Origin of the sequence: Methanosarcina mangrovi, from assembly GCF_052057765.1 — an archaeon.
Taxonomy (GTDB): Archaea; Halobacteriota; Methanosarcinia; order Methanosarcinales; family Methanosarcinaceae; genus Methanosarcina.
The window spans coordinates 4,864,110-4,879,992 of record NZ_CP195120.1; the positions used below are offsets into that span (position 1 = coordinate 4,864,110).

Consider the following 15,883-nt stretch of genomic DNA (forward strand, 5'->3'; position numbering starts at 1 on the left):
TGACAGAGGCATAGACTTCAGAAACTGGTATAGTTATAGTGGTGAAAATTTTAGTAAGCAGGGATAGTGAAAATATGGATAATGATTCCGAAGAACAGTTATTAAAGATCCTTTCAAATCCCATCAGGGCGACAATTGTAAAAAAACTCTATGATGACAGTCTCACATTCACGCACCTCATGCAGCTCACAGGCTGTAAAACGGGTCAGCTTAGCTTTCACCTTAAGAAACTCGATTATCTTGTGGAACAGGACGAACTTAAACGTTACGGGCTTTCCGAAAAGGGCAAAGAGGACGTGGAAGCGATACTTCCCATGCTTGGAAACGGAGAGAAAGAAAAGGGCAATTCCTGGGATAATTTTTCTGGTGAGGAAGAAGGGGCACAGCTGGGCTGCGCCTTTAAGCAGTTCTGGGACTCGCTTGGTTTGCTTATTTTCAGCTTCCTAACTGCCGTAAAACATGGAGCTCGGTATGTCCTGGGCAGCCTTAAAGCAGGGACCCTGAAGTTATTTGATAAAGGGAGTGAAATCTCCGGTTTTGCTAAAACACACCTTATAGAGGTAAGTTCCAGAATTCAGGTTTCCGGGAAGGGGGAGAAGGTAGGATTCAGCAGCATAAAGTCAAAAACAGGCAGTTTGCTTTCAGCCATTCGAACCCATGGGATTTCAGTCCTTAAAACCGGCTGGAAGTCCTTAAACCCAATTTTTTGCTACTTCTTTTTGATATTTGGGCTCCTTCTTTTTATCCCGGCCGTATTTTCCCTTGCACACCCAGCATTTGACTCAACCCTTGACTTTGCGGCCAGTATAGGACTTAAGGAGCTGACTCCTGAAGAGATCAGTCTTGCAAATGCTCTCTATGAAAACGAGATGCTTCCTGATCAGCAAAATTTCCAGGGTAATTATGATTCGTTAATGTATGATGCTATGTACTTTGAAAATGCTGTGGGGTTTCCGCTTTCTGCCCGGAAAATCGAAGCCTGGAACGAGGCCAGGGCGTTTGCAAGGGTCAGGCTTGTAAAGGATTCTGTACTTTCGGGCCTTAGTCTTTCTCTGGTTCTGCTACTGCTCGGAGGAATCCTGGCCTACGGGCGAAAATCCCTGCTCAGGCGAGTTCTTAATTCCACAATTACAGCCTCAATACTCCTGATCTTGATTGCTGTATTCTTACTTCTGAACATAAATGCGGTTTTTGCATCGGAATACAGCAATCTTGACCCTGCCTTCAACAGTATCTTTGACAGTGTTCCGCTTATGCTAAAACACCTGATTGCTCTGCTCCTGCTGCTTCTGTTCTCGTCAGCAGCCGGATTCCTGTTCCTGATAAAAAGGGGACGAGCAGGTTTCGAAGAGGACGAATCTTCTGAAAGTGATGAAGTCTTTTCTGCAGGTTCTAAAAAAGGAACCTCTGTGTTAGAGACTTTGGATGAGGTTGGGGAGTCCTCTGGAAAAGATCAGGCGGGTCTGAATGAAAAAACTTCCACAGTAGGAGATGCTGCCTGTTCGGAAGAAGCTCTTGCAGAAGGTGAAGGTGAGGATCTGTATTCCTGGCATGAAAGGGAAGGGGTTGTAAATGGCTGATGAAAGAATGTGCGTGCAGACATGTGAGGAAGTACTTTTCCTCCCTTTTTCAGAGGAATCCAGAAAACTTACCCGACTCCTTTTCAGTGAAACCTCGATAAGGATACTTGAAACCCTTGAAGAAAACTGCCTCTCTGCAAGCGAACTCTCTGCAAGGCTTAACTGCGGCTAAATACCCTCCAGTATCACCTTAATTCTCTTCTCGAAGCCGACTTTATAAGAATCTCAGAGGTAAAATGGAGCCGGAAAGGGAGGAAAATCAAGGTCTACTCACCTGTTGAAAAAATGATAATTCTTATTCCGGGGAGAGGCTCCGTCAGCAGAGTCGTGCTTTTCAACCCGTTTTGAGAGTGTATGGGGGGTGATCCGGGTCCCTGCACTGTCCGGGCTTTTCATTAAACCTGCCTTCTTCAAGCTCGTTTTTCAGGCACGGGAATTATTTTGATATTTATTTTTGCCTTGAAATAATACAGATAAAGAGGAAAATTCAGGAGCTAGTATTCGTTTTTTTATATAATGCTGGAGTAATCCTGAAGTATACTTAACTCAATAGTTAGATAATTTGGCCAGAAAATGTATATTTTAAGAAATTAAATTGTAGGTTAGTGATTCAATAATCACGGACGTATAATTTTTTATAAATGTACTAATGGACATCAGTCTCTACCTTCAAAAAACTGACGAGTTAAAGAGGAAAAAATGGAAATTAACAAAAGTCTGAAAGCAGGGGCTTTACTATCTCTTATGTTGTTTTTTGCTTCAATCCCCGCGGGCTGTACGGGAGAAGCTGAAGTACCCGTATATCCTCTTGAAAAATTCAATGCGGAGGAATCCGATGTAAGTGCAGAGGAAGTCTGTGGACGCACAACTGAGCGCGTCGGAGAGATTCTTTCCGATGAAGAAAGTGTTATTGTCAGCGCTGAAGCTTTTGCTTGTTTCGGCTGGCCTCCCTTTACTTCAAGGGTAGACGGGAATGGGAGTGGAAACTTTCTGACAATTGAGGAAGCCGTGAGGAATGCTTTTGCCGGGGAAATTATTCTTGTTGCCCCTGGGACTTATACCGAAAATTTGGTTGTGGATTCCCAGGTGACGATCCGGGCTGAGTCCGGAAATCCAGAGGATACGGTGATAAGGGCAGCTGATCCCGGAGCCCCTGTGTTCCATGTGACAAGGAAGAGGGGGGTGGAAATCTGCGGGTTTACTGTGGAAGGGGCGAACGGAAGTAAAGATCCTGAAAAAAGTGCCGGCATTTTCCTCGATGGGATTCGGGAATGTACACTGGAAGATAATTTGTTCAGGAACAACACATATGCCGTTTTTTTGGAAAATTCGGATAACTGCTGCCTGAGGAATAATACTGTAGAGATTAATGGCAGCTACGGCATCTGGCTTGAGAATGCCGAAAGCAACAGGCTGGAAAACAATACAATCCGCGATGTTGTATACTCCGGAATCCTGCTGCAAGGAACCCGGGGGACCGAATTGGGAGACAGGGCTGTCCTGAAAAGCCGTCGGGGTATAGGCCTGAACTTTTCGGATCGGAATCTTCTTTGCAACAATACCCTAAGCATGAACTGCAGGTACGGAATCGAACTCTTTTTCTTAAACAATTGCCTGTTGAGTGGGGCTTGGGGCTTTGATGGCTCTGATGGCTCTGATGGCTCTGATAAGAGGCAGGCTTGGATCTGGAAAAATGTCTCCGAAAACAATACTCTTAAAGGCAATTTCATCGGAGGCAGCATAAAAGGGATCAATATTCCAGATGAGGATGGGTAATGGATCTATGCAAAAAGGAGGAAGGTCCAAATGCAAGCAAGAAAAGGGGCAATTTTCTCAAAACCTGAAAACCCGGTATACGTGATAAGAGAAAAGCAAGCTTTCTATGCGATGGGATTGCTCTCTATTGTCATCTTATGCTTTATTGTGGGTGCAGCGGGCTGCATCGAGGACAAAGAGCCTGTTTACCAGGAAGGGGAGCTGAATTTGACGATAATCCCTGAAAAAATCCATGTGGCTGAAGGGGAAATTTTTGACATCGAACTTGTCCTGAAAAATACCGGTAGTAAGCCCGTAAATGTATGGAAGTTAATGGAACAGATCAGTTATGACATTACTTTTGTGGATTCAAATGGCTCTTACGTACCTTACATATGCGGGGTGCTTGAAAGGCTCCCGTTAACTAATGGAGCTCTTGTGGAACTTCAGCCGGGAGAATCCCTGAAGATAAACCAGGATACAGGTTGCTGGGCTCTTCCCCCGGGAAAATATACTCTTTTTGCAGAGTACCACACTTCCGATGGAGAAGATATCACAAAACCCTACTGGATAGGGCAGATTAGCTCAAATAATATCTGTATTTTTGTGGAGCCTGAAAACAAATCCTCTCTCTCGGAGCCCGGTTCTTCTACAGGGAACGGATCAGTTGAAGAATTCGGTGCTTCAGATACCCCCATGACCATTGGAGTCAGCTATCTGGTTGAATACTTAAGCCCGGATAAGCTAGCTAAAAATTCCGACCTGATCTTTATCGGCTCGGTAAAAGAAATCCTGCCTGCAAGATGGAATACCCCGGATGGGGAACAGCCGGAAAATGTCCTGGAGGATCTGGATTCGAATGAGGTTATTTACAGGGATGTTGTGATTTCAGTGAACGAATATCTAAAGAATTCTCTCTCTTCAAATGAGGTTGTTGTTCGAGTTCTGGGAGGCACAGTAGGGAACCTTTCAATGGGTGCGGAAGACGAACCTTCTTTTGAACCCGGGGAAGATGTCCTGCTTTACCTGGTGGATGATACGCATCCGGCTACTAAAGATCTGGGTCCGGAGCACTTTGTGGTATGTGGGTGTTTCCAGGGTAAATTTTCCCTTTCCGAAGACGGAAAAGCTGTCAGTAAAGGTGAAACCGTAGAGCTCGAAGAAATGTTGAAGCTGATCAATACAAGTAATTAAGCTTCGGTAATTCAGGTTCATTAATTCAGGTTCACTAATTCAGGTTCATTAATTCAGATTCATTAATTCAGATTCATTAATTCAGATTCATTAATCAGGATCGGGTGAAATCCTTATGAGAAGTTTAAGAAGAAAGCTAATGCTTGGAATTTCTTTTCTGGTATTGATATTCATGCTGCTGTTTGTAGTCGTCCCTTATCTCATAGCCGGACCCCCCACTCCCCTTTTCCACGTTCGAAATCACGATACGGAAGTTCATGAACTCCGGGTAGAGATATATGACCTGGAAAATAATTCCGTACTCGACAAAACATACGAGCTTTCGGCAGGAGAGGATATTTACCAGGCTAAATCTTTCAGGTTCCGTGTGCCAGGATTTGAGATTGTGGATTATACATTCAAATTCACTCTTGACAATATGTCCACGGAAACCTACCAGACAAATATCCAGCCCTGGAACACTGTTGAAGTAGAACTCTATTCTGAGTATGCGGAAGGTCATCCCCTTTCCATAGGAGAGATAACTGTTTAAGGAGAGGTTTTGGAGAGATAACTGTTTAAGGAGAGGTTTTAAGATCCTTTTCAGGTTGTTTCCAGCAAAATAAATGTTTCAGGGGTTTTGCAGGGCTCCATCTGGTCCATGAGGTCTTTTAGAATCCGTTTTTTCGGAACCCTGCAACCTTTCGAAAAGGATGGTCTTTACCGGAATACTTGCTTGCAGGTAGGTGTCCATGTCTGTGTTGTGGGATGATATGGTGTTTTCAGACTTCAGGGGCTGGACTTCTACAAGCAAGCACCATCCTATTTCCGATTTTTTATAATTTATACTTTTCGCTTTGTTGACGTAAAAGTTGTTCTCAATGAATGCACGATTTTTCAAAACAGTCCGAAAAGTCAGAAGAAAAAGATAAATATAGAAGATGAATGTCGATACCGTTTCGGGCATAAAACAGAGGCAGGTTTGAGTGGTTCTCAGAAACCAGCCTTTGATTTTTACGGTTTTAACCTTTTGTGGTCGTTTAATCTTTTGTTGTTGCAGGGCTGGATTTTCTTTAAAAGCAAAATTTGAAGCCCTTAAATCCAACTTCCAACCCATTTCACAATCAATTACCTTAAATTAAGCTTTACAGCCCGAGCACATCGTCCATGGAATAGATTTCAGGTTCCTGCTTGCAGATCCATTCGGCTGCACGGACCGCACCTTTGGCAAAGATCTGGCGGGAATGAGCCATATGCCGGATTTCGATTCTTTCGGAATTTCCTACAAAGAGTACCGTATGGTCTCCGGTGATATCTCCTCCGCGCACTGCGTGGATGCCGATCTCCTTTCCACGGGGAGCGATCCCTTCCCTTCCGTATACGTATTCTTTGCCGCCCAGAGCTTCACTGATCACATCAGCTGCGCGAAGAGCGGTCCCGCTCGGAGCATCTTTTTTCTGGTTGTGATGAGCTTCGATAATCTCGATGTCATAGTCCGAAAGATACTTTGCAGCCTCTCTGACTATCTTGAAAAATACGTTAACGCCTACGGAGTAGTTCGGAGATATAACCGCCCGTACCTTGTTTTTTCGGATAGCTTCATCAATTACTTTGCGTTGTTCAGGGGTAAGACCTGTAGTTCCTATTATAAGGTTTACTCCACATCCTGCGGCAATGGGAGCGTTTACAATGGTCGCTCCGGCGGCGGTAAAGTCGATAAGGACATCAGCCTGAGTCTTTTTCAGGACTGTTTCAAGATCCCTGACATCTGAGATCTGTATCCCCAGGTTGCCGACATGGGCAAATTCTCCTGCATCCTTTCCGATGTTGCCAATATCAAATGCAGCAACGAGCTGCATGTCGGTGGAACAGGTGATGTTTTCTATAATTAAGGAACCCATCCTGCCGCAGGCTCCGAGTACTGCTGCGTTAATCATTTCATTACCCCCAGCCTCTTGAGCTCGGTTACAAGCTTTAACTGGTTGGCATCGCTCATAGGAGCAAGGGGAAGCCTCAGGTGTCCGCTTGCAAGCCCGATAAGTTCTGCAGCCTTCTTGGCCGGGATCGGGTTTGTTTCAAGGAAAAGGGCACGGATCAGAGGGGCTATCTCGAAATGGATCTTTCTTGCAGTCTCGTAATCTCCTTTGAGGGCTGCATTTACCATTCCTGACATTTTGTCAGGCACAATATTTGCAGCGACTGAAATGACTCCGCTGCCTCCTACGGAAATAATCGGAAGTGTCAGCCCATCCTCGCCTGAAAGAACCACAAAATCGTCATCTATAGTCTGCTCCAGGATCTGGGAAACTTTGCCGACGTTTCCGCTGGCTTCTTTGATTCCCACGATGTTTTCTACCTTCGCAAGTTTGGTGATGACATCCACGGGCATATCCTGCCCTGTCCTGGAGGGGACATTGTAGAGAATCATAGGGATATCTACGGCTTCTGCAATTTTCTTGAAGTGCGCAAGCAGACCTGCAGGATTAGGCTTATTGTAGTAGGGAGAGATGAGAAGTACGCCATCAACACCCGCATCCGCGGCGTGTTTTGTAAACTGGAGGGCTTCTCCTGTGTTGTTTGAACCTGTTCCCGCAACTACAGGAACCTTTGCGCACTCCACTGCAATGTCGATAACTTCTTCATGCTCCAAAGCGGAAAGGGTTGCCGATTCTCCGGTTGTGCCACAGGGCACGATTCCTGAAACCCCTCCCTCTTCCACAAATGCTATATTCCTTCGTAGGCCTTCCCTGTCAATCCTGTCATCTTTAGTAAAAGGAGTGATCAGGGCAGGCATTGCTCCTTCAAACATATAGATATCCCCTGCCTGTTCCCGGAAGTAAGTTCTTAATCTGTTCAGTAACTGATTCAGTAGACTTTCATGCGTGCAACTTTTCTTGTGACGTAGCCTGCAACCCTGTTTCTAATTATTTTGCTTTCAATGGTTGTATATTTTGTCACAAGGGCTTTGTTGGTCTCGAAGTCCTTTGTAAAAACGTCTCCGTAGTTTTCAAGCAGGCTGAATGCAGTTCTTTTGATGTTTGTCTCTCTTATATTTCCCATCGTATCTCCTCTTGGTTTTTTGTTTTTTATTCCAGTTATTCAAGTTTTTGTGGTTTATCTAACCATGTTTCCCTGTGAATTCTGGTTAACGTGAAGTGGTTAACGTGAAGTCGGAGAAGGAAGTAGCTCCCTAACATGGGGTTTCTTCTATCTCCAATTAATGATTTAGCGGAAACTGGATACAAAAATTTGACTATACTGATTTTGTCGACTAATAGGTAACTTGAGATTTATAAGTTTTGGGGTGAAAAAGTATTTTCGGGAATGTTTCTGCCTTTTCTGTAAATGTTTTTTCTTCTGCCTTTTCTGGTAGGGAGATGCTTTCAAAGAAACTTTTAATCAGGTAACCTTATTATTTGGTTATCTTGCCTTTTTCTGCCTTCCCTTTTTGATTTCTTCTCTCCCTTATTCCGGCTTTTCCTTTCAGGTTTTTTCCTGTTTATTTCTACTTATCCTTTCTCGCCCTTTTTGTTGCTTCTTTTTAACCTATTGCTCTTTACATAATCAGTTTTCCCGAGAAAGCGGTCAAGTGTTCCTGCACTCGTGAAAACAGGCTCTCTTGCTCCTTTCCGGTTTACGGTAAGCCCAAATAAAACAATGAGCAGGCCAATTTCCGGTTTTGCTTCAATGCTAATCGCCCCTATGAGGATCAGGGAAGAAGCTGCGAGCCCCTTAAGGGCACCTTTCCTGTAAGAGATATAGCCCGTCCTTTTAAAAATTCGGATATCCCGAATTGTCAGGAAGAGGACTACGAAATAGGCAAGCATTGCAATTTCCAGATACATTCTTTTCTCCATTTTCTTTTTGGTTTTGCACTTTTTACCTCTTAGAGGTTGATTCTCAGGAGTTCAACCTTATAAAGGTAAATCACGCGGATAATTATTCAGGGGTTATTGCAAGATCAATATAAAAGTACGGTTTCTATTGCAATACGGATGAATAACGACAGATAATATTTGATATTAATTTCAGCTCTGTAAATAATAGTACGTGTAGATAATATTAGATAGGGTGGATAATACTGGATATTAAAATATTTTCGGTTATGTAAATAATATTACCGATAGTAGTTACAGCCCTGAAGTCTTAACATCGGATGATAATCAAAATCAGGTGCCTGTATTATATATAAAACCAGCAGGTTTGATCCCTTCTATTATTCACAGCAATTCACAGTATCCCCGGGTTAAGAAGCCCGGTCAGAAGCAAAAACCCTAGGAAAAGAGGCTGGTGGATAAAGTATATGAACAGAGAATGTTCCCCAACCTGCGAAAGGAGTTTGGAAAGCAAGAATTTGTCGGCTTCAGGGACTTCAAATTGCCTATTCCCACCTTTATAAAGGGAATTCCCAAGGAAAATTCCTGCGAGGAGCACCCCAAACCAGGGAAACAGGGGAAAATAATCAAGGGTCGTGAAGCCTTCGGGCCTGAAACCCATCCAGAGCAGAGCAGAAAATCCGAAAGTCCTTTCTTTGAGGTAGAACCCTATAAGTGCAAAAAACAGGCCGAAGAGCAAATTTTCTTTTCCGTATTTCAGGAAGGGGTAGGCAAGCACTGCTGAGACTCCGAAGAAGTGCAGGATCCCAAAGAGAATATACTGTCCAGGGAAAAAAATCCAGGTTATCCCTGTAATTATCATTCCCATTGAAAAAAGTCTAAGCCCTCTTTTCAGGTATTTTGAAAAATTTTCCTCAGACTTTCCCGGGGCTCCACTGGCAAGAGCTCTTGAACGGCTTATGGAAAGTGCGGTTCCGGATATCAGGATGAAAAGGAAAGCTGATCCCCTTCCTATATAAAGTAAAGTGCCGGACCTTAACTCAATATCGGCAAGCCCGAAAAAATCGAGATCATAGAGAAAATGATATCCAAGCATTAAAATAACAGCGAAACCTCGCAGGCAATCAATTTCCCAGAAACGGTTTGAGTGCCTTTCCATATATTTTTTCTCCGAAATACCCTGAAATCCCGTTAATTAATACTTTTGACTCCCTGTAAAGATAACCACACTTATATATTCTGCGGGACACGGGGCATAAAGAGGGCAGTAATCCTTACTTTTTCCTCCTGAATATTAGTAGAATCCCAACTCCTGCTACGATTCCGGCAAGCAAATAGAAGAAACTGAAGACCTTATTTTCATGCTCTTGAATTTCCGGCTCTTTTGCCGAATCTTTTGAAGGGACTTCTCCGGCAATTGCAGCCGTAGCGGTATCTTCATCCCAAGAACTTGCAGTCAGACGAATGCTGCGTTTGTCTTCGTTTTCTCCGTCTGTTAGTTCCTTATCTTTGGATTCCTCCTCTGTAAGTGCCGTCAGTTCGGAGTTTTTTCTTTCCTCGGACTCTTCGGATGCCTGGATCTGAGAAGAAGTCGGAGGGGCCTGCAAGACAGGGGAGTTTCCTTTTGTGTTAAAGATAATTTCCCTTTTCGAATCTCCCACCTTGATCTCAAGTTTTCCTGACGGAACTGACCCGGTACCATACCTGTAGCTAAACTTCCCATCCGTTCCGGCTTTAAGTCTTTGTACTGTTGTGACTTTCAGGTCAACACTCGAAACCCCGTCTTCTGCTATGCCATCTACTCTGACCTTATACACTCCAGGAGAAACTCCGGAATAGGAGACGGTAGCTATTCCATCATCAGCCCAGACGCTCTCGGTCTTTGAGAGAACCATTTTCATTTTCACTTTAAGGCTCTCTACTCCTTCCGCTCTTACAGTAAAGAGGTTATTAAAATTAAGAATTTCAACGTTTTCGAACTCGTAATTGTACTCTCTCAGGTATACAGGCACGGTCTTTTCAAAAGAAATCGAAATCGCCACTTCTTCTTCAGGGGAGGCGATCCCGCTGATTACAAGGGTATCCCCGATTTTAGGGTTTTCGGGGCTTATTTCCAGGCCTGTTACCTTTGCAGTGGCAGAAGATGCTGTAACCCCTAAAAATAGGGTTAGTATAATGAGTAAACAAAACAGGGGCTTTGGTCCTGCTCTGTTCGGTTTGAGCATCATAGACTTCATAGATTTTCTTCCGTACTCTAACCTCAACTAACTTAGTTAAGTTATATGCTCTGTGATATATAACTTCTTTTATACTTTTTTCAATAGTTTTATATCAGGCCCAGTCCCGGCCCTAGGTGAGGGATTAGCCCGAATAGAAATATGTTTATAAAACCGTGGATCAGGACTACGAGAGCAAGGCTCTTTGTTCTGTAAAAGAGATATCCGAGTACGCCTCCTGCAAGAAAAGTATAGGCCATCTCGTAAGGCGTGCCATAGCTTGAATGCATCAGCCCGAATAAGAGGCTCGCAAGCAGAATGCCTCCTGCAGGGCCCATGAACTCCTCCAGTCTTGTCTGGATAATTCCTCTGAAGATGAATTCTTCTGTAAGGCCGATTACAAAAATCATTATGATCGTAAGTTCAAGCAGGTTAACGAGTGAAAGATCGGGAATAAGAGGTTTAGTTTGAATGAATAAATTTTCCAGCTCTGCAAAAATCAGGCCTGCAAGGATAGAAAAGGGGAGATAGATTTTCATTTTTTTGAGTAAATCTCCTTTACTCTCCTTTGGGATTTCCTGATGAACGGATATTATAGTTGCCGGAATTACCATGGGTACATATATGAATACGAAAGTGTAAAGGCTTGATCCAAAGAAGATGGGCATTGAAAGATTTACCATGCGAAGTATGGGCAGGAGTATAAGGGCCTGGTAAATTTTGCGTATCTCCAATTTTTTTGAGACTATTATTGAAAGTGAAAAGAATATGAGGAGCAGCGTATAGGTTATTGCGGCTTCTTTTATTCTTCCGCTAAAGATTAACAGTTCGGCAAAAGCAATAGCAATAACAGGAACTCCTGCAGAAAACATCTTTTTTAGGAAGCCATTCTTTTCATCGGTCTGCATTTTAAACATTTTCCCAGGCTCCGGCAAAGAGATCTTCCTCGCTTCCAGCTCCGAGGGCGGATATTCTGGAGGTGCCATCTTCAGGTCTCCTTTGTAACATTAATCCAGAGATGCACATTCCTGTAAGGTATGTTTTTCTCGGTATCATTAAAAAGCAGAAACTCCAGTTTCATGTTCTTTCCCTCAAGAGGCGGAGTAAAAGTGACCGGCTCTTTCCAGGATGTATTATCTTCAAGGCTGACATATTTCTGGTTTTCCGGAAGAGGCAGGGGACTATTTTCAAGCCTTAGTTCCATTGTATAATCCACAGTTCTGTGCTCATGGTTTGCAATTCCTACCATAACTGTACCACTGTCCCCCGGTGTGTAGTTTGTTGGGTAGTTCTCAGCCATTCCTTCGGGTCCCAGGATGTAGAATTCGGTGAATGCCTCTCCTTCTTTAGGGTTTCCTATGACATAAGCAAGGCTGCCGATAGAGGCCAGAACCAGAATTATCAGTAGAATTGAAAAAGCCCTGTCAACTCCAGATCCATGCCCCTCCAGAAGCTCTGCTTTCAGGGCAAGGACGGAAGCCTTGAAAGGGACTTCAAAGGCTTCAGCATCAGGTAGCTGGAGTCTTCTGTAGTATGTTGCCCCGCACATGATAAGAGTAAAAATAGAAAGCCCTGCGAGCACAGGCACTTCCCTGATTCCCCAGTCAGTGTAGTTCATTCCAAGTCCCATAAGTGGGACTATGGCAATGCTTAACCCCAGAGAAAGCAGAGCTCTCTCAATTCCTTCAAGGTCTTTTTTTGCAGGAAGAAGAGCCCCTGTCAGGGCGTATCCTGGTAAGAAGAGGACCAGGAGAAGTCCGAGAATGGTACGCAGAAAGCTTCCGCTCAGCACGGGCACAAGCACGAAGATATCAGTAAGGATTACAAGACCTGCCACTAGTAGCAGGTCCAGAGGCAATTGTCTGTTTCCGGCCATTTTTATCACTATGAAAATATTTAGTATACTATCTTCCTACAATTTATACTTATGTAAGCTTTCCGTCAGGCTCCGATAACTCATTCATTTTATGTCCTATTATGCATATTTCTCCCACAGTTTTATGCATTTTGCGTATATCATCTCTTTTTCCAACCAGCATCCCGTCAGACATTGCTGCCTTAGGATAATGGAAAATCTAAATGGAATAATTGGCTGAGTATATTGTCCTGGTAGACCGGGAAGTAAGCCACTTATTTGAACCTGTTTTTCGGAAATTATTCAGTCACTCCAAGCTGTGTGACCTTAACTGTACTTTACCTGCCAGCCGATTTATATTGTGAAGACCTGAATTCCCCAATTTTTTTTGATTCCCCTTTATCCATAAGGCTTCTTTCGATGAAAAATATTTCCCTTCTGAAGGGGCTTCCTTCAATTTTCCCATTGTGAGGACCATTTCTTTTTCACTATTTCTCCAGAAATGTGGAATTTTCAGGCCTACATGGAAAATTTTATTTTGTACCTTTTCCTTTTCTCGGAACATGAAAGTGCTGGTTACAGGAGGAGCAGGTTTCATAGGCTCCCATATAGCTGAGTATTTCGCAGAAGCAGGACATAGTGTGAGGATACTTGATAATCTCACTACGGGTTTTTCCCGAAATGTCCCTCAGCACAGGAATGTCGAATTCGTTCAGGGCGATATCTGTGATCCCTCTTCGGTCGAAAAGGCTGTCTCGGGTATGGACTGCGTCTTTCACGAAGCTGCTCTAGTATCAGTTCCTCTCAGCTGTGAAAAGCCAGCTGAGGCTTTCCGGATAAATACTCTTGGAACACTTAATGTATTGCAGGCATGTGTCAGGGCAAGAGTCGAAAAATTCGTGACCGCATCCTCAGCTGCAGTTTATGGAAATAACCCTGAGCTTCCCAAAAGAGAGGCTATGTATCCTGAACCTTCCTCGCCTTATGCAATCTCCAAGCTTGACGGAGAGTATCTAGCAAGAATGTTTTATGAAGAACACGGGCTTCGGACCACCTGCCTGCGCTACTTCAATGTTTACGGTCCGCGTCAGGACCCTAAATCTCCATACGCCGCTGTAATCCCAATTTTTCTGGAAAGGGCAAAGGCGGGAAAAGACCTTGTCATTTACGGTGACGGGCTTCAGAGTAGGGATTTCGTTCATGTAAAAGACGTTGTCAGGGCAAACGCAGCAGCTCTCGAGCACGGGGATGGCCAGGTCTTGAATGTGGCTATGGGAAAAAGCGTAACAGTCCTCGAGCTCGCTGAGAATATTATCAAACTGACCGGCTCCCCAAGCCAGATCATCCATGCAGCATCAAGGGCAGGAGATGTTCGGGACTCTAGGGCAGACGTCTCAAAAATTTCCGGCTGGTGGAAAGGCGAGATCGAACTGGAACAGGGATTAAAGAGTTTGATTTAAATTTAAAAATATCTGAAAGTGTATTAATTCCTGAATAACAATACATTGTTAAATACAATAATTTCTTCAAAAAGGAATTTCAAAAAGGAATTTCAAAAAGGAATTTGAACAGGAGAATTTTATATCTCCTGCTCTTCTTTACTTTTCTTAATCTTTACCTTCATTGTTCGAGTCTGCTTTTTTCTTTATGATTGCCCCTATCGCAATGATTACCAGGAAACCTATAAAGAAACTGGCAATTTTTAATACGGAATTTCCGTTTTCTTTAGAAAGCATCTCAGATTCCATAACTAATTCCGAGTTGCCCTGTTGTTCTCCACTTGAAGCGGATTGTTCCCCTTCCCCTGCTACTCCCATCTCAAGGGAGTCCTTACTGGCTGTAATTGCAAATGGGGAAAATCCGGGAGTTTCAGCTTCGAAGTAGATTTGTTTGCCATCTTCGCCTATTTTTTCCGTATTAAGGGAGTCCCACTTATCGCCATCGAAATGTTGAAGGGCTATTGTATCCGTATTAACGTGGTTTTCAGTTATCCAGTCCTTGTTAACCTTAAAGCCCACAACGGCGTTTTCAATGTTCTTCGAATTTGCAAAACCTTCATCTCCTACCTGGATATTGAGGTGTTTGTAGACTTCTCCTTTAGGATCGGTGGAAGCAAGTGCAGATCTTCCTTTCAATTCCTCAACAATAGTTGTTATGCTTCCTGCAGTTGTTTTGGGGTCAAACGCCACATAGCTGACAGGGGTAGCCCCATTTTCGAACTCAAACTTTATCCTTTTGCCATTTGTGACATAATTCTGGCAGATCTCCCTTATTTTGGCATTTATGCTGATTTCTATTTCTTCTTTTTTATCTTTATGCGAACTTCCTTTTGATTTAATGTATAGCTCCGACTGGGAAAGCCCTACCAATCCCTTTTCCGGGCTATATGCGCCAACGAAAAGGTAGTAAGAACCAACCGGTAGGTCAAAAGCGGTAAGTGATAGATTATTCTGGCCGGTTTCCCCTATTGCTATGGCACCCTTTCCTTCTCCTATAAGGGTCTGAATTTCTGTCTGTAGTTCGTTTTTGGTCAACTTTGACCTGTAGTTTGATGAGTTTATGTCAAATTCGTCAATAACATCAAGATCGTTTACTATTACTGAAGTTCCGTCTATTGTGCCATCGGAGTCAATCTCTATGTTTGCTTTGTATGCCTGTTTCTTTATGAGTACAGCTCCGTAGGTGCAGTCATCTTCATCGGAAGCTCCTTTTAGCGTCATGCTTATGTCCAGGTCATTCCCTTTTACAATATACGAAGGAGATGAAATGCACAGTTCGTATTCCGTAACCAAAAAAGCTGTGGAAGAAAGGACTGTCAGGCTTTCGTCGTCATTTTGCTTAACCATGACTATGAGATACTGGCCTGCATCAAGACATCCAAGGTCATATTCTAATAAATCACCGCCAGGTCCCAATTCGGCAGAACACTTTTCATAGTTTCCATCAACTGTATCCTGGAAAATGGCGTTTAAATTTCCGACATCTCCTGCCTGCAAAGCATCAAGAAGCCCGTATACACTGTCCGAGGTTACCTTGATCAGGTATATATCTACGTTTTCTCCACCAAGTCCTGACTCCCCGAAGAAAGACATAGTTACCTTTTCATCAGGTAGGTAAACGGGATGTGTGGTATAAGGAGGAATTGAAGGATATGTTATCGTATAACTTTCCCCTTCTTCCTTATTTAAGCTCCCGGAAATCCCATCATAGGTTACATGATTCGTGCCGTCATATGTGAGTTTTATCGGTTGGGGGAGTTGGATCCTGTTTCCTTCAAATGGGTGTCCCAGTGTGATCCAGTTCCCTTCTACCGGGTTGCTGGTGTGATCCAGGAAGTAAACCACTTTATCGGTAAAATTTAAATTGCCAATAGGGTTTGCATTCCAAGGGCTTACACCCCCTGCCATCACTGGCGCAGAGGTCAAAATGAATATCGTCAGTATAAGTATCAATAGACTTTTTCTCAAT

Annotated in this window: 17 protein-coding genes; 6 read left to right on the forward strand and 11 right to left on the reverse strand. The window is 43.5% G+C overall.

Annotated features, from left to right (window positions below):
- Positions 1-38: 38 nt before the first annotated feature.
- The gene (locus ACSAZL_RS21435) at positions 39-1,580 is read left to right on the forward strand and encodes an ArsR/SmtB family transcription factor (protein WP_440946567.1); all 1,542 of its coding nucleotides are present in this window, start codon (positions 39-41) and stop codon (positions 1,578-1,580) included.
- Positions 1,573-1,752, forward strand: coding sequence for a hypothetical protein (locus ACSAZL_RS21440; protein WP_440946568.1), 180 nt, complete (start codon positions 1,573-1,575; stop codon positions 1,750-1,752). The genes ACSAZL_RS21435 and ACSAZL_RS21440 overlap by 8 nt, the downstream gene beginning before the upstream one ends.
- Before the next feature lie 98 nt (positions 1,753-1,850).
- On the opposite strand, the gene ACSAZL_RS21445 is transcribed toward ACSAZL_RS21440, so the two are convergent.
- Positions 1,851-1,976, reverse strand: coding sequence for a hypothetical protein (locus ACSAZL_RS21445; protein ID WP_440946569.1), 126 nt, complete (start codon positions 1,974-1,976; stop codon positions 1,851-1,853).
- A 303-nt stretch (positions 1,977-2,279) separates the two neighbouring features.
- On the opposite strand from ACSAZL_RS21445, the gene ACSAZL_RS21450 reads away from it, so the two are divergent.
- The 3 genes from ACSAZL_RS21450 (at position 2,280) to ACSAZL_RS21460 (ending at position 5,061) form a co-directional block, all read left to right on the forward strand.
- On the forward strand, positions 2,280-3,356 hold the full coding sequence (locus tag ACSAZL_RS21450; RefSeq protein ID WP_440946570.1) for a right-handed parallel beta-helix repeat-containing protein: 1,077 nt from the start codon (positions 2,280-2,282) through the stop codon (positions 3,354-3,356).
- A gap of 30 nt (positions 3,357-3,386) precedes the next feature.
- Complete coding sequence (locus ACSAZL_RS21455; RefSeq protein WP_440946571.1) at positions 3,387-4,529, forward strand: hypothetical protein; 1,143 nt, start codon at positions 3,387-3,389, stop codon at positions 4,527-4,529.
- 115 nt (positions 4,530-4,644) lie between these two features.
- The gene (locus ACSAZL_RS21460; protein WP_440946572.1) at positions 4,645-5,061 is read left to right on the forward strand and encodes a hypothetical protein; all 417 of its coding nucleotides are present in this window, start codon (positions 4,645-4,647) and stop codon (positions 5,059-5,061) included.
- Positions 5,062-5,139: 78 nt separating this feature from the next.
- On the opposite strand, the gene ACSAZL_RS21465 is transcribed toward ACSAZL_RS21460, so the two are convergent.
- The 9 genes from ACSAZL_RS21465 to ACSAZL_RS21505 all read right to left on the reverse strand — a co-directional run bounded on the left by ACSAZL_RS21465 (position 5,140) and on the right by ACSAZL_RS21505 (position 12,436).
- Positions 5,140-5,322 (reverse strand): hypothetical protein, encoded by a 183-nt coding sequence (locus ACSAZL_RS21465; protein WP_440946573.1) that lies wholly within the window; start codon positions 5,320-5,322, stop codon positions 5,140-5,142.
- A 331-nt stretch (positions 5,323-5,653) separates the two neighbouring features.
- Complete coding sequence (gene dapB / locus ACSAZL_RS21470) at positions 5,654-6,445, reverse strand: 4-hydroxy-tetrahydrodipicolinate reductase (RefSeq protein WP_440946574.1); 792 nt, start codon at positions 6,443-6,445, stop codon at positions 5,654-5,656.
- Positions 6,442-7,317 carry a 4-hydroxy-tetrahydrodipicolinate synthase gene (dapA, locus tag ACSAZL_RS21475; protein WP_440946575.1) on the reverse strand — a complete coding sequence of 292 codons (876 nt, stop codon included), beginning with the start codon at positions 7,315-7,317 and terminating at the stop codon, positions 6,442-6,444. Before dapA ends, dapB begins: the two co-directional genes overlap by 4 nt.
- Before the next feature lie 56 nt (positions 7,318-7,373).
- Positions 7,374-7,568, reverse strand: coding sequence for a 30S ribosomal protein S17e (locus ACSAZL_RS21480; RefSeq protein ID WP_011024348.1), 195 nt, complete (start codon positions 7,566-7,568; stop codon positions 7,374-7,376).
- A 449-nt stretch (positions 7,569-8,017) separates the two neighbouring features.
- Positions 8,018-8,353, reverse strand: a complete 336-nt coding sequence (locus ACSAZL_RS21485) for a hypothetical protein (RefSeq protein ID WP_440948931.1) — start codon at positions 8,351-8,353, stop codon at positions 8,018-8,020.
- Positions 8,354-8,738: 385 nt separating this feature from the next.
- Positions 8,739-9,503 (reverse strand): heparan-alpha-glucosaminide N-acetyltransferase, encoded by a 765-nt coding sequence (locus tag ACSAZL_RS21490; protein WP_440946576.1) that lies wholly within the window; start codon positions 9,501-9,503, stop codon positions 8,739-8,741.
- 115 nt (positions 9,504-9,618) lie between these two features.
- Positions 9,619-10,581, reverse strand: coding sequence for a hypothetical protein (locus tag ACSAZL_RS21495; RefSeq protein ID WP_440946577.1), 963 nt, complete (start codon positions 10,579-10,581; stop codon positions 9,619-9,621).
- Between the two features lie 89 nt (positions 10,582-10,670).
- Positions 10,671-11,546, reverse strand: a complete 876-nt coding sequence (locus tag ACSAZL_RS21500; protein WP_440946578.1) for a lysostaphin resistance A-like protein — start codon at positions 11,544-11,546, stop codon at positions 10,671-10,673.
- A 2-nt stretch (positions 11,547-11,548) separates the two neighbouring features.
- On the reverse strand, positions 11,549-12,436 hold the full coding sequence (locus ACSAZL_RS21505; protein ID WP_440946579.1) for a DUF1616 domain-containing protein: 888 nt from the start codon (positions 12,434-12,436) through the stop codon (positions 11,549-11,551).
- 542 nt (positions 12,437-12,978) lie between these two features.
- Between ACSAZL_RS21505 and ACSAZL_RS21510 the strand changes: the two genes are divergently transcribed.
- Positions 12,979-13,875: an SDR family NAD(P)-dependent oxidoreductase gene (locus tag ACSAZL_RS21510; protein ID WP_440946580.1), complete on the forward strand. Its 897-nt coding sequence runs from the start codon at positions 12,979-12,981 to the stop codon at positions 13,873-13,875.
- Positions 13,876-14,022: 147 nt separating this feature from the next.
- Here ACSAZL_RS21510 and ACSAZL_RS21515 read toward each other — a convergent pair whose 3' ends face one another.
- Complete coding sequence (locus ACSAZL_RS21515; protein WP_440946581.1) at positions 14,023-15,840, reverse strand: TIGR04279 domain-containing protein; 1,818 nt, start codon at positions 15,838-15,840, stop codon at positions 14,023-14,025.
- Positions 15,841-15,883 lie beyond the last annotated feature (43 nt).